At 37.9% G+C, this 13909-nt stretch carries 15 protein-coding genes; 1 reads left to right on the top strand and 14 read right to left on the bottom strand.

The features are described 5' to 3' along the window. Positions 1-71 precede the first annotated feature (71 nt). The 9 genes from BM049_RS03195 to BM049_RS03235 form a co-directional block, all read right to left on the bottom strand. On the bottom strand, positions 72-692 hold the full coding sequence (locus tag BM049_RS03195; RefSeq protein ID WP_091528612.1) for an adenylate kinase: 621 nt from the start codon (positions 690-692) through the stop codon (positions 72-74). Positions 693-811: 119 nt separating this feature from the next. Further along, positions 812-2944 (bottom strand): heavy metal translocating P-type ATPase, encoded by a 2133-nt coding sequence (locus BM049_RS03200; RefSeq protein ID WP_091528614.1) that lies wholly within the window; start codon positions 2942-2944, stop codon positions 812-814. A gap of 113 nt (positions 2945-3057) precedes the next feature. Next, entirely contained in the window at positions 3058-3261 is a 204-nt protein-coding gene (tcrZ, locus tag BM049_RS03205) for a copper chaperone TcrZ (RefSeq protein ID WP_091528616.1), read from the bottom strand. Between the two features lie 76 nt (positions 3262-3337). Further along, on the bottom strand, positions 3338-3601 hold the full coding sequence (locus BM049_RS03210; protein WP_091482189.1) for a hypothetical protein: 264 nt from the start codon (positions 3599-3601) through the stop codon (positions 3338-3340). Positions 3602-3625: 24 nt separating this feature from the next. Further along, positions 3626-6094 (bottom strand): heavy metal translocating P-type ATPase, encoded by a 2469-nt coding sequence (locus tag BM049_RS03215; RefSeq protein ID WP_091489681.1) that lies wholly within the window; start codon positions 6092-6094, stop codon positions 3626-3628. Positions 6095-6106: 12 nt separating this feature from the next. Then, entirely contained in the window at positions 6107-6562 is a 456-nt protein-coding gene (locus BM049_RS03220) for a CopY/TcrY family copper transport repressor (RefSeq protein ID WP_091489684.1), read from the bottom strand. A gap of 561 nt (positions 6563-7123) precedes the next feature. Next, a complete protein-coding gene (locus tag BM049_RS03225) occupies positions 7124-8014 on the bottom strand; it encodes a fructose bisphosphate aldolase (RefSeq protein ID WP_091489687.1) in 891 nt (296 codons plus the stop codon). 118 nt (positions 8015-8132) lie between these two features. Beyond that, the gene (gene gap, locus BM049_RS03230) at positions 8133-9140 is read right to left on the bottom strand and encodes a type I glyceraldehyde-3-phosphate dehydrogenase (RefSeq protein ID WP_091489688.1); all 1008 of its coding nucleotides are present in this window, start codon (positions 9138-9140) and stop codon (positions 8133-8135) included. Between the two features lie 417 nt (positions 9141-9557). Then, a complete protein-coding gene (locus BM049_RS03235) occupies positions 9558-9722 on the bottom strand; it encodes a YdhK family protein (RefSeq protein ID WP_307723344.1) in 165 nt (54 codons plus the stop codon). A gap of 386 nt (positions 9723-10108) precedes the next feature. Between BM049_RS03235 and BM049_RS03240 the strand changes: the two genes are divergently transcribed. Next, a complete protein-coding gene (locus BM049_RS03240; protein WP_091528618.1) occupies positions 10109-10549 on the top strand; it encodes an FAD/NAD(P)-binding protein in 441 nt (146 codons plus the stop codon). Between the two features lie 113 nt (positions 10550-10662). Here BM049_RS03240 and BM049_RS12145 read toward each other — a convergent pair whose 3' ends face one another. The 5 genes from BM049_RS12145 to BM049_RS03265 all read right to left on the bottom strand — a co-directional run bounded on the left by BM049_RS12145 (position 10663) and on the right by BM049_RS03265 (position 13902). After that, entirely contained in the window at positions 10663-10854 is a 192-nt protein-coding gene (locus BM049_RS12145; protein ID WP_091528731.1) for a hypothetical protein, read from the bottom strand. 103 nt (positions 10855-10957) lie between these two features. Beyond that, a complete protein-coding gene (locus tag BM049_RS03250) occupies positions 10958-11584 on the bottom strand; it encodes a class I SAM-dependent methyltransferase (protein ID WP_068710712.1) in 627 nt (208 codons plus the stop codon). A gap of 92 nt (positions 11585-11676) precedes the next feature. After that, the gene (locus BM049_RS03255) at positions 11677-11904 is read right to left on the bottom strand and encodes an SHOCT domain-containing protein (protein WP_068710713.1); all 228 of its coding nucleotides are present in this window, start codon (positions 11902-11904) and stop codon (positions 11677-11679) included. A 29-nt stretch (positions 11905-11933) separates the two neighbouring features. After that, positions 11934-13418: a multicopper oxidase family protein gene (locus tag BM049_RS03260; protein WP_091528619.1), complete on the bottom strand. Its 1485-nt coding sequence runs from the start codon at positions 13416-13418 to the stop codon at positions 11934-11936. A 97-nt stretch (positions 13419-13515) separates the two neighbouring features. Further along, positions 13516-13902 (bottom strand): DUF302 domain-containing protein, encoded by a 387-nt coding sequence (locus tag BM049_RS03265; RefSeq protein ID WP_010620814.1) that lies wholly within the window; start codon positions 13900-13902, stop codon positions 13516-13518. Positions 13903-13909: the final 7 nt, after the last annotated feature.

Genomic DNA, 13909 nt, shown 5'->3' on the forward strand with positions numbered 1-13909 from the left:
TCTTCAATCCCCTTCATAGCTTACATTAGTTAATTGTTTTAAATCACATAATTTAAGTTCAATTTGTGTAGTTATTTGTTTACAGACAATAAACCCTCATTTATATTGTCAAACACATTGTCAAAATCCCCTTCACCATTGATAACGTAAAGCAGATTTCGCTCCTTGTAGAAGTGAATAAGTGATTCCATTAATTCCTTATTAATGTGTAGCCTATTTTCAATCACTTCTGGTTTGTCATCCAGTCGAATTTTTTCCCTTTTTGATTCGATTTGGGAATTTCCTTGTTTTTCTTTTGAACGAAGATTCCCTCGTTGCGCTAACCGATGTCTTAACGTATCCTGACTTACATCTAAAAAGAAAACAGCGTCTAAATTCTGATTCTGACTTTGTAGGTAAGCTTCGAGCATTTTTGCTTGCTGTAGGGTACGTGGGTAACCATCCAGAACAAAGCCATTTTCAACATCTTTTTCTTGTAAGCGACTCTTAACCAATGAGTTTATCCACTCATCTGGAACTAGCTCTCCTTTATTCATATATTCTTGCACTCTGAGTCCGAATGTATCTTTCTCCTTGGCTGCTTCTCGTAACATTTCACCAGTTGAAATAGCCGTCAGGTGGTACTTCTCTGCGATTCTTTTAGCTTGAGTGCCTTTCCCAGCACCGGGTAACCCTAAAAGGACCAGCCTCATAATTTTTCCTCCTTATAAACTAAAAAAGGAAGAGATGATTTTTTAAATTATTCCATCTCTTCCTTTCCTGTGAAACTATTGTATTTTTACACGTTAAGGTGATTCAATTATTCGACATGTTAATCGACACTTGATTTAGGATCTAACCTTAGGAACATAGCGTTGATTGCGACAACAACCGTTGACACCGACATAAGAACTGCTCCAATCGCTGGACTTAATGTGATACCAATTGATGCTAGTATTCCTGCAGCTATTGGGATCGCGATAAAGTTATACCCTGCTCCCCAAACAAGATTTTCTTTCATCTTACGTGTGGTCTTCTGAGCCAACTCGATAAAGGATTCAATGTCGCCGGGGTCTGACTGTGTCAAGATGACATCGGCTGAATCCAATGCTACTTGAGTTCCGGCACCAACAGCTATACCAACGTCTGCTAATGCAAGAGAAGGTGCATCGTTGACCCCGTCACCGACCATGATAACTTTCTTTCCTTCTGCTTTAAGTTTTTCAACTAATTCATATTTGTCTTGAGGAGATTGACTAGCTAGATAATCAATACCTAAAATTTCTGCAGCTCCTTGAGCCGCTTTTTCATTGTCACCCGTTGCCATAATCGGCTGAATCTTGTTCTTTTTAAGGACTTGTATTAAGTCTTTACTTGTTGGTTTTAATTCATCCCCTAAAGCTACAGCACCGATTGCTTCGTCGTTTTCTACTAAGACACTGAGGGTTGCTCCTTTTGGAATATCCATATCCAGATTACGTCCATATGCTTTTTGACTGATTAATTGATAACGATGTCCGTTAGCTTGACCTTCTACACCAGCGCCAGAAATAACATCAATCGAATCAAAACTTACTGGACGTATCCCTTGCTGTTCTGCGTAACTAATAATTGACTGAGCGATAGGGTGACTAGATCCGCCTTCGATACCTGCCAATAAGGCAACAATTTCATCTTTCGTATATTTATCATTAAAGAGTTCAACATCTGATACTTTAAACTCACCAGTTGTTAAAGTTCCCGTTTTATCTAAAACCATAACATCTGCGTTTGTAGTCAACTCCAAAGCGTCCCGGTCTTTCACTAATAATCCCCGACTGGCCCCTAAGCTGGTACTACGAGCAGTCACCAATGGAATAGCCAGACCCAGGGCATGCGGACAAGCAATAACTAATGTGGTGACTGTAAAAATAACTGCCGTTGGTACATCAGCTATAACCATCCATATGACAAAGGCAATAAGCGCTACAATAACCGCAATATAAAAGAGCCATCCTGCAACTTTTTGTGCAAGATTTTCTGCTCGAGATGGGTGGCTTTGAGCTTGACTGATTAATGTCTGAACCTGAGAAATGAAGGACTTATCGCCCGTCTGCTTTATTTCCACATAGAGGACTCCGCCACCATTGGTTGATCCACCGATGACCTCATCTCCGGGATTTTTTTCAATTGGTTTCGATTCCCCAGTCACAAGCGCTTCGTTTACACGTGATTCGCCGCGCTGAATGGTTCCATCTGCTGGAACATTTTCTCCAGCCTGAACACGAATCAAATCGCCTACTTGCAAGTCAGCAACTGGACGTGTTTCAATTGAATCGTCTTCCAATACAACGTGAGCATCTTTCGGTACCAATTCAGCTAATGCTTTTTGTGCATCTCCGGCTTCTCCAACTGCTTTCATCTCAATCCAGTGACCTAACAACATGATTAATACTAATGAAGAAAATTCAAAGAAAAAGTCCATCACATGTTCACCAGTCACATATCCAGCAATGACTGCATAAACACTGTAAAAGTAGGAAACCGAGATACCAAGAGTGACAAGAGCCATCATTCCAGGAGCTTTTTCTTTAAACTCATCCACTGCTCCCATATAGAAAGGTTTACCGCCATAAATGTACAAAATCGTAGAAAGAAGAACCACGAGTATATCAGAATACTGAAATGTAAACTGAAATGGTAGTTGGAACCCAAACATAGGGGATAATAACATAATAATGATTCCTAATGGGAGTGACTTCAAGAAAATCTCCTTAAAGCTACCGTGATGGTGGTGGGCATGCCCTCCCATTGCGCCATGATCCATTTCACTGTGATCCATCGCACTATGATCCATCTTGCTGTGATCCATCTGACTATGGTCCATCTTGCTGTGATCCATCGTACTATGGTCCATCTTGCTATGTTTCATTTTATTGTCCGCGGTATGTTTATGCGACGAATGATTGCTGTGTTTATTACCCATATACGCTCCTCCTAAATTTCTAAAAAAGACCTCACATTTTTCTTCTTGATATAAAAATGTGAGGTCCATCTTATGAATATACGTGTGACATCTGCACTAATTATAGTTCGTTTCTATTTCACTAAAGAATATTTCGTATCGGCTAGCGCAGCATTGAGCGTTTCGGTATCAATCTCTGTTTGACTTTCAAGTACTGCTTTTTTAGTCGCTAAATCAACCTCTACAGATTCAACCCCTTCAATAGCTGAAAATTTTTCTTGCACTGTATTGGCACAACCTGCACATTTTACGCCATCTAATAAGACTTCTTTTTTCATCATTCATTCTCCTTTTTCTTTTAATTTTTTTATCTTCTTCAAATCGAAGAAGGTCAAAAATAAATCCAATAAACAATTAACCGGCCGGAAAGTCAAAGTGGATTTCTCTACAACAGTGACAGTGAGCCGCTTCAATGATTCCCTTTAACAACAGAGGCACGTCCATCAGCGAAGAAAGGAAACTTTTTCGCGTGACATTCTTACTTATATGGACGAAAATCATTTTTTTGTGAATTCCGCTAAATATTTCTTCAACGGTCGATTTGGCCATAAACTCCTCTTCTATTGCTTCGGCGCACTTAACACAACCAATCCCTTCAATAATCAACCCCGGTCTCATCTTTGTCCTCCTTTAACATTTGTTTCACTTAACAGGCGAAGGGTTGAATCGTCTTAACCGTAAAGCATTGAGCAAGACCGACACCGAACTGAAACTCATTGCGACTGCCGCAAAAATCGGGCTCATCAGCGGGCCGCCGAAAATATACAAGAGACCCATTGCAACTGGAATACCTACAAGGTTGTAAGCAAAAGCCCAGAACAAGTTTTGTTTAATGTTTCGTAGCGTTGTATGACTTAAATCAATCGCAGTCAATACAGCTGTTAAATCATTACGCATGAGGACAATATTAGCTGATTCAATCGCCACGTCCGTACCTGATCCAACTGCAATTCCGATATCCGCTTGAGCCAATGCTGGTGCATCATTAATGCCGTCTCCAACCATCGCTACCTTCTTACCTGCCTCTTGTAGTTTTTTGACTTCCTCTGCTTTATCTTCAGGTAATACTTCACTTAATACGCGGTCAATACCCGCTTGCTTAGCTATCGCTTTGGCTGTACGTTTGTTATCTCCAGTAATCATAATGACTTCGATGTTACGTTTTTTAAGTTCTTTAACAGCCTTCATACTATTTTCTTTTAATGTATCCGCTACTGCGACAATTCCAGCCAATTCTCCGTCTATAGAGAGATACATCGGTGTTTTTCCTTCGTCTGCTAAACGATCGGATTCTTTTTCCATGCTTGATAAATCAATATTCTGCTCTACCATCAGCTTGCGGTTTCCAATGTACATATTTTTGCCATCAATTTCTACTTTAATACCGTGTCCAGGAATGGCTTCAAAATGATCCGGCTTAGTTAATGACATATTCTCTTCTTTTGATTTTTGTACAATGGCTTCGCCTAATGGGTGTTCAGATCCAGTTTCACCAGAAGCTGCATAATATAAAAGCTCTTCTTCAGTAATCAAAGGAGTCACTAAAATATCCGTCACGATAGGTTTACCTTCTGTCAGGGTTCCTGTTTTATCAAATACAATCGTCTCTAGATTATGAGTGGTTTCTAGCGCCTCACCATTTTTTATCAAGACACCATGTTCTGCCCCTTTTCCGGTTCCAACCATAATACTTGTTGGAGTCGCCAAACCTAAGGCACATGGACAAGCAATGACAAGGGTTGTTATGATAACGGATAAAGCGAATATACCTGTTTGACCTGCAATTAACCAAGCAACTCCTGCTAAAATGGCTAATCCGATAACAATCGGTACGAAATATCCTGTAATGATATCGGCCATTCGAGCAATGGGTGCTTTAGACCCTTGTGCATCTTCTACCATTTTTATAATTTGGGATAGGGTTGTATCGCTTCCCACTCGAGTGGCGCGGTATTCAATGGAACCATTATTATTTATACTCGCCCCAATAACCTCGTCTCCATCTTGCTTTTCAACAGGAATACTTTCTCCTGTCAGCATCGATTCATCAACTGTAGTACGTCCTTCAACAACAACACCATCTACAGGCATTCTTTCTCCCGGACGAACTCTAATGATATCTCCTATAGCGACAGCTTCCACAGCAATTTCCTGTTCTTCACCATTACGTATCACTCGAGCTGTTTTAGGAGCCAAGCTAACTAATTTCTCAATAGCTGAGGACATTTGCCCCTTTGAGCGGTCTTCTAAAAATAGTCCTAAAGTATGGAGCGCCAAGATAACACCGGTCACTTCATAATAAAGTAACTCTGAAAAATTACCATAACCTAAGCCAGTTCCGATTGTCGCAGCAAGGCTGTAAACAAATGCAGCCGCCGTACCAAGCGCAATCAGGGAATCCATATTTGGGTGACCTTTAAATAAACTTTTAAATCCCTTCTGGAAATATTCCCAGCTTACTACCATTATCGGCAAAGTCAGAATAAGTTGTAAAAGAGAAAAATTAAATGCATTTATCATTGGGTCAACGATATTTGGTAGAGGCATACCGACCATTGGACCCATGGATATAATTAATAGAGGGATTGTAAATATAATGGATATCCCAAAACGATTTAGAAGTTGCTTTATTCTTTTTTCTTTTTTCTCACGCTTCTCTGCTCGTGAATTATCTTGAGTATCCGTAGTCTCTAATACGGCTGCATAACCACTATTGGATACAGCACCAGTCACATCAGATACTGAAATTGCCGACGGGTTATAGGAAACTTGCATTTTTTCTGTCGCTAAATTGACGGAAGCTTTATCTACGCCCGACAACTTTCCGACGGCTTTTTCAATTGTCTGTGCACAGGATGCACAGGTCATACCTTCAATTGCAAAGGTTTGCGTCTTTCCCTCTTGGGCAATCAGTTCATACCCTGAATTATCCACCGCTTTTTGTAGATTTTCTACCGAAAAAGTTGGTTCATTGTATTCTATACTCAACTTTTCTGTTGCTAGGTTCACAGAAGCCTTTGTGACCCCATGCACCTTTTTTGCTGCTTTTTCTACTGTCTGTGCACAAGACGCACAGGTCATACCTTCTATGGCAAATGATTTATTCTCCAATTTTTTCGCTCCTTATTCTCCATGATGATGTAAATGGCAATCGCATTGCCCTTCTGCACACTGACAATCAACTTCTTCTACTGCGAAAGCTTTTTTCATCTCTAATATTTCTTCTAGCCGTTGGATATCATCGAAACTTAAAGTATGATCCTTAATGATACTCTCTATTACATTCCCGACATTCTTCCGACAAATACGATCGAAAATATCGTTTGAAAAACTTCTTACCGCTTCTTTCTCTTCGATATTTGCCGAATAAATATATTTTCTACCTTCTTGCTCTGTATTCAGTGCGCCTTTTTCCACGAGTCGACCTAAGAGCGTTTTGGTTGTCGCTTGTTTCCAGTCCATTTTCCCTTCCAATGTAGAAATGACTTCTTTACTAGTCACTTGGGTATTCGCCCAGACTACACGCATGACTTCCCATTCAGCATCGGTTATATGAAGGTCTACAGCTATAGTACTCATATTCTCTCCCTCTTTCGTTTACGCGCGTAAACATTAACGTTAAATAGAGTTTACATTAGTAAACGATTATTGTCAAGAGTTTATGTAAATGAATAATTTGTGATGTATTATTTTTTATAACTTTTTAACTTTCGTTTCGATGCGACACGCCTGACGAAAATATGGCTTGTGTTTTAGTTCGTTAATTAGGGATTGGTTCGTCGGACACTTCTTTTTAAAAAAAACACCGAAAATAAGCTTTTTCAGAATGTCGGCGGATAGACATCCCACTGTACGGGTTTTCTATCCCCCGATTTCATTTTGATTACAAATTTGAGCCTAACAGGCTCAAGGGGTCACAGCATCGCAAATTATTCATCTACAAACTATTTCAGCTTTAAACACAAAAAAAGCAAGGTGAGAGCCCTGCCTTTTTGCGTCTTTATCGGACTATAATTGTATGAGTAGCTCATTGGGGAGTACCATCTTAAAATCTAGGAGAATGATATGCTACTCTCTGTCTATACTATAACTCGAATGTAAGTTCTGGTATATGAATATTGTAAGTTTTTTTGCAAAGATTTAGTTTTTTACAACAGAAGCTTCATAAATAGAATCCACTGCTTCTTTTAGTTTTGCATCAAAGTCTGCATCACTTTGATTAACAGACAAGTCCTGCGTAAGCGCCCGTGAAAAACTTGCTATAACATTGTCATTTTGACTAAGTATTTCGTTCGCTTCGTCTGTTTCATAACCACCTGATAAAGCAACAACACGTAAAACTTGTGAATGATCGGCTAATTCTTGATATAAATTAGCTTTCGTTGGGATAGTTAATTTCAACATCACATAATCATCAGTAGCTAATGCATCTAAATGTTTTTTAATGGATTGGTTTAAATATTCCTCAATTTGTTCTTTATCTTCAGAATGAATATTCACTTCAGGTTCAACGATAGGAACTAAGCCAGCATCAATTATTTCTTGAGCAACTTGAAACTGCTGGGTGACTACATCATCGATGCCTTTTTCATTATATGAAAGAATGTTTGAACGCATTTTTGTACCAAACATATTTTGTTCTTTTGCTTGTTTAAGTAAATTATTAAGTCCTGGAATTGGCTTCATTAATTGTACACCATACTCTTCATCTGCAAGTCCTTGATCTATTTTAATAAACGGAACAATTCCTTTATCGCTTAAATAATCTCCAGTATACTGACCTTCTATCCTATTATTCATCGTATGTTCAAATAAAATCGCGCCAATAATTTTATCCGGAGTAAAAGATGGAGATGTGATGATTCGTGTACGCATTTTGTGAACAAGATCAAACATTTCATTGTCATTTGAATACTGGTCTTCACTGACCCCATAAGCATTCAGAGCTTTTGGTGTACTACCACCGCTTTGATCAAGTGCCGCGATAAAGCCGTCTTTATTCTTTATAGTATCAAAATGTTCTTGATTCATTGATAAATTCCCCTCCATAGATTTTCTGAAATTCCCATAGTTATCCTTCACTAATTAGTTTATTAAAAATTTTCATCCTATACCACTGATTTATCTTCTCCTTATGCATATTTTTTAATTATTTATTTAATCGAGAAACATATTCTGTTAAACGCACCAAATTAGAAACAAAACCATATTCACTGTCGTACCATGCGACTGTTTTTACTAATTGACTATCTTCATGCTCTATGACTTCTGTTTGGGTAGCATCAAAAATTGATCCAGCAACACTGCCCAGAATATCTGACGAAACAATCGGGTCGTCTGTGTACTCAAATGATTCATTTGCTACCTCAAACATGACTTGATTGACTTGATCGATTGTTACTTTTTGGTTTAAATTCGTATAGAATTCCACTAATGCGCCACCTAAAAGAGGTACCCTCACAGCCGTTCCATCAATAACACCATCTAATTCAGGAATGACGTTACCAACCGCTTGTGCCGCTCCAGTAGTCGTCGGTATAGCATTCATTGCTGCCGCACGTCCTCTTCTAAGATCATCATTTGGACTGTCGTGTAATTTCTGCGAAGGGGTGTATGCTTTAACTGTTGTCATCAAACCAGTCGCAATCCCAAAGTTTTGATGAAGTGCGTTCGCGAGAGGCGCCAAACAATTTGTAGTACAAGACGCAGCTGATAGAATTACATCTTCTTTTGAGAGGTCTGTTTCGTTTACGCCAAAAACAATGGTTTTAGTTGTTTCATCTTTTGCTGGTGCAGTAATGATGACTTTATTCGCCCCGGCGTCAAGGTGTGCCTGTGCCTTTTCGGCTGATGTATACATACCAGTTGACTCAATGACGATATCTACACCTAGTTCAGACCAAGGAAGTTCCTTTGCGTCTTGTTCTTGGTACATCTCAATGGCCTGATCATCGATAATTAAGCTATCCTTTATTGCTTCAACTTTATAAGGTGCACGGCCATAGGTTGTATCATATTTGTAAAGGTAAGTCAGTGTGTCTATATCAGCCAAATCATTAATAGCTACGACTTTTAAGTCCGATTTGGAATCAATTAACCTTCTTAAAACCGTTCGCCCAACACGACCAAATCCATTAATTGCTATTTTAGTAGTCATTATATTCCTCCATTTAATTTTTTAATTATGTACTATTTTTCTTGATGAATATGTGCTGGTTATCCTTAATTAGCAGCCAAAGTTTTAACATTAACTCCTCCTCTACGTCTACACGTGTAAACCATAAGTTGATTTGAGTTTACATTAGTAAACGCTTATTGTCAAGAGTTTTTTTGAAATAGCATTTTTTTGTGATCTTACTCTGACAAGTTTTCGAGATTCTTAAAATATCTTATAGAGGTTATAAAAATGAACAAGCCAATTATAATAATTCCTTCTGATATTGTTATTGATTTATTACCTATTATTTTAATTTAATAAGGAACATAAAATCCCTATACATAAGAAGGTATCACTAAGTCTTCTCATATACAGGGATTTTTTCTATATTTAATTGATCGCACATTTTTTGGATTATTATTCTTGACCTAGTTCCTCTTCAGTCAGCCACTTATGGTTACGAACTACTTCTCCGCCGTCGGTTGGTTGATAATCTACCATATATACAGTTGATGTAACAGCATCATCAATTGTTGCAGTTGCTCCTTCCATACCTTCCATATGTCTAGCTTCTAATGTCACTTCTTCTCCGGGTTCAACAGCACTTTCAGTTGACTCAGCAATTTATCTCCTCCAATAATAAGTTTCGTCTACAGATGTAGATATAGACTATGTTCTTAGTTTATGGCTGTCTATCTACATTGTCAAACATTTCGATTTTTTATTAATTACAAGTAAAGACTTATGTCTGTTTACCATTTTTTCAATAGTTGAGAAGCGGTTCTACAATAAAGAAGTAGACCGTCCTAGAAATTAAAAACAGAGTAATTATTCGTTAGATCGTCTTTAAATCGTTTATTAATCTCACTAAGTTTTATTTTAATTGTTTTAGAGGGCTTCTTTTACAAGTTCAGTCAAGCCCATAATCTTGTGTAAAATACTATGGATTTATTCCTCTGGAAACAATGGTGGACTGGTCTAAGAAAGAAGTGAAACTGCATGGCATTGCGCTCAAAAAAATGTGGCACACTTACGGAGAAGGAACCATTGAAAGATTAAAACGTGACATGGAGAGCCTGAATAAAATTGGACAATGCCAATCGATCATTCATCAGCTCGACGATGTACTGCCCGAATTATGGGAAACTTTAAGAGAGACGGACAAAGAACAGTTCTTGACCAAGTATGGACGGAAATGGGAAAAATTCAGGAGTCCGGTACCAAAGAAGACCGCTCATAAATTAATTAATTTTTACGACAAAGGAAAGCTCAATTTAACCGGACGTAAAAAAGATATTATAAAAGAAAATGAGTCAATCAGTACCGAGCTGGAAAACGATGTTAACGTCAATTCAAGTGGGCTATGTTATCAATGCTGCCGGACAAAAGAAAAACGTGTCTTTACATGAAGAGGAAATGCCACTTGTAAGACAGTTATTAGACGATTTTCCCCCGCTCATCACTTCCTTTTTTGTTTTTCTCCTTTTTTATGGGCTTCTTTAAAGCAATGATGATCTTTTTTCTAATCAAATGAACTTGTGTCTACTAATAGCAATTTGAGTGTAAATGCATGAAAAATTACTTCAAATTCATTTTTGTGTGTGGATAAAGCAATTCCTGCTTCACATTGAAAAATTAATTTGTTGTCACTAATATGTATGCTTTCATTTTTTGTATCATTTCTATAATATTCTTCCCATATATTCTCGTACACCCACCAGTGTTGCATAAAACTAGGGATCACTGCTAATTGTTGTTGGTGTTAACTTGATCACAAATGGTCTGCGGTTCTTCAACAAACGATATTAAAAATATCATTATTTTTTATTCCTTATTTCTATAATTTTTACAACGTCGCTCCATACATTCTTATAGGTAGTATCCTCTTTATTGAAGCCTGCTTCTTGTAAATTTTTCAAGGTTTGTCTATTGATATTTGCGCCCCAAATATGCAGGGGGATAAAATTGATACGATCCATAATTTTTCCAACAACTGGCTTGTTGCTTCGCATATGTTCCAACATAATAACCTTGCCGCCATTCTTGCAGACTCTTCGTATTTCTTTTAATCCTTTAACAGGATCAGGAACAGAGCAAAACACGCAGGAGGTGACCACTGTATCGAATGTATTATCTTCGAAAGTCATGTTTTCTGCATCCATTTCCATTAACGTGACATGATCCTTATCTTTACTCTTATTTTTAGCCTTTTCTAACATCTTTTCGCTGAAGTCTATTCCGGTGACTTCTTTATCTGTCGAATAAAACTCTAAATTTTTACCTGTGCCCACACCGACTTCCAATATTTTTTTCCCTTCTATTTTTTCGAATAATTCTTTTCTCCAATCATCCATCAGCATAGATTCCATCGGTTTTTCCATGAGGTCATATATTTTTGATACGCGATTGTATCTATTTTTTATTTTGTTGTTATCACCAGCCAATCTTTCACCTCCTCAAAGCGGTTGCATGGACATATTTTACAGCTAACTTTTATATCATTTAAAATATTTAGAAGTAACTACTTTTATCTAGTTTACAGGTCCAAATTCTTTTTACGCCGACTATATTCTTGATCATCGATTTCTCCCCTGGCATATCTTTCATTTAAAATTTCTAGCGAAGAACTCTCTATCGGTCGTTTTTTCTGTCTATTATTTTTGGCTATCATGATCATGGACAAACCAATCAAAAACACAAGCACCACTGGTATCGGCCATAAAAATCCACTGCCTATTATTCCAGAACAAACTCCATCGTACATTTTGCCATCTCCATTACTCTCTTATCTATTTATTCAACTAAAAATTGACCCATCATACCCGCGTCTTCATGTTCCAATATGTGACAATGATACATGAACAAACCTTTCTGCTTGAACTTAACTAAAAGCCTTACTTCTTCTCCACTTTCTACCATCACCGTATCTTTCCATCCTTGTTCATTTAAAGGCGGTTCTCCTCCATTTCTTTCAATCACTTGAAACTGTACGCCATGGACGTGAAGAGGATGTGGCGTCTCGCCGCTCATCATTCCCATTCCAGCAGACTCATTAGTAACGACCCACTCTTCCAGTTCATTTAAATTCAGGTATTCATCTATTCTATCCATATCCATTTGCTTACCGTTTATAGCCACCATGGGTCCCATACCACTCATGACAAAGTCACGGGTCGTCACGACGTCATCTCTGTCATATTGAACGATGTCGACCAGTTCTTCAGGTATACTGCTGGAGCTGTCAGATTCTTCTGTAATAGTTATCGTCATCACTTCATAGCTGCCATCTCTCAAAACGACTTTATCACCTGTGTTGTAATCTGAAAAATCTACGAGTATCTCGGCTCTTTCAGCTGGCGCCAGGGATACCTCATGCATTTCTATACTGTTTTCTAAAAAGCCTCCGTCAGAAGCAATCTGATAAAACGCAAGATTATCGCTGAAATTAAAGTCGTAAGCACGTGCATTCGAACCATTTAAAAGTCTGAGTCGAACAACTTCACTTTTCACATCCAGTTCAGGTGCGATTGCTCCATTGACCAGTACAGTGTCTCCCTTAAATCCATCCATCACATCTCTCATACCTAACTCATAGGGAATCTGTCCATCCTGTGTAAACCGTTTATCCTGTACGACAAGAGGAATATCATTGACGCCATGTTCTTTAGGTATGTTCAATTCTTTAGATTTTTCATCTTCTATATAGAAAAGGCCAGCTAATCCTTTGTACACTTGTTCACCTGTTTTATGCAGCAGATGTGGATGATACCAAAGCGTTGCAGCCGGTTGATCAATTGTAAAGTAAGGCTGCCAGCTTGACTTCGGGTCTACGACTTGATGGGGGCCACCATCCATCTCTCCAGGGACTTCTAATCCATGCCAGTGAACCGTTGTCGGCTCATCCAGTGTATTCGCTACATTGATTTTTACGTCGTCACCTTTATCCACTCTTATAATAGGGCCTAAATAATCACCATTGTAACCTAACGTTTCAGTTTCCTGTCCTTCAATGAATTCCTTTTTTCCATATTGTACATTCAAATCAAATTCTGCTTTTCCTTCTTCAGGGTTTTTATCCTCTAGTAGGGGCGGAATAGGCAACTTATTTTTTTTTTCATCTTTTGTATTATTCATTATTCCCGAATCAACTGCTTGTCTGTTGGGATTATCCACCCTTTCAAGCCCCCTTCCTGAATTTATGAAAAAGTAACCAATATACACTATAAGCAGGAGCATAGAAATGATTATAATTGTATACCATTTTCTGTTTTTATTCATTTGATCATCCTTATCGTTCTCAGACTATATTTATTCATCTAGTACTCAACTAAAAAGCCATCCTAAATACAATTTAAGACAGCTGTAATTACTTTTTTTAAACAGTCGATTCTATTGATTGTCTAAGTGTCCCCTCAACTTCTTTGGCAATTTCATTCAAATTGAAATCATCGAATAAATCGATTAAGGCTTCCGGACGTGTCATACCAATATATGTCTGATTATTTTTTTCTCTAACAACCATTTTACACGGTAGAACATAGCCGATATGGATATTTTTTCCCATAACTTCTTTTGCTTTTTTAGGATTACATACTTCCATTACAACAAAATCCTCTTCAAAGTCTAATCCTTTTTCCTTAAGTTTGTCTTTAAAGTTAAGTTGCCACAATACACCAAACCCATTTTCTTTTAATTGTTCAGTTAACGAATCAATAGCCTCGCCAAGTTTCTTGTTTGTCTTTTTTTCATATACGATATGCATTGGTTTC

Origin of the sequence: Alkalibacterium subtropicum (assembly GCF_900112455.1) — a bacterium.
Classification (GTDB): domain Bacteria; phylum Bacillota; class Bacilli; order Lactobacillales; family Carnobacteriaceae_A; genus Alkalibacterium; species Alkalibacterium subtropicum.

Bases quoted from the DNA above. Each gene is read 5' to 3' on its own strand.
- BM049_RS03195 (WP_091528612.1), bottom strand. From the start codon at position 692: ATGAGGCTGGTCCTTTTAGGGTTACCCGGTGCTGGGAAAGGCACTCAA.
- BM049_RS03200 (WP_091528614.1), bottom strand. From the start codon at position 2,944: ATGGGTAATAAACACAGCAATCATTCGTCGCATAAACATACCGCGGAC.
- tcrZ (WP_091528616.1), bottom strand. From the start codon at position 3,261: ATGAAAAAAGAAGTCTTATTAGATGGCGTAAAATGTGCAGGTTGTGCC.
- BM049_RS03210 (WP_091482189.1), bottom strand. From the start codon at position 3,601: ATGAGACCGGGGTTGATTATTGAAGGGATTGGTTGTGTTAAGTGCGCC.
- BM049_RS03220 (WP_091489684.1), bottom strand. From the start codon at position 6,562: ATGAGTACTATAGCTGTAGACCTTCATATAACCGATGCTGAATGGGAA.
- BM049_RS03225 (WP_091489687.1), bottom strand. From the start codon at position 8,014: ATGAATCAAGAACATTTTGATACTATAAAGAATAAAGACGGCTTTATC.
- gap (WP_091489688.1), bottom strand. From the start codon at position 9,140: ATGACTACTAAAATAGCAATTAATGGATTTGGTCGTGTTGGGCGAACG.
- BM049_RS03255 (WP_068710713.1), bottom strand. From the start codon at position 11,904: ATGTACGATGGAGTTTGTTCTGGAATAATAGGCAGTGGATTTTTATGG.
- BM049_RS03260 (WP_091528619.1), bottom strand. From the start codon at position 13,418: ATGAATAAAAACAGAAAATGGTATACAATTATAATCATTTCTATGCTC.
- BM049_RS03265 (WP_010620814.1), bottom strand. From the start codon at position 13,902: ATGCATATCGTATATGAAAAAAAGACAAACAAGAAACTTGGCGAGGCT.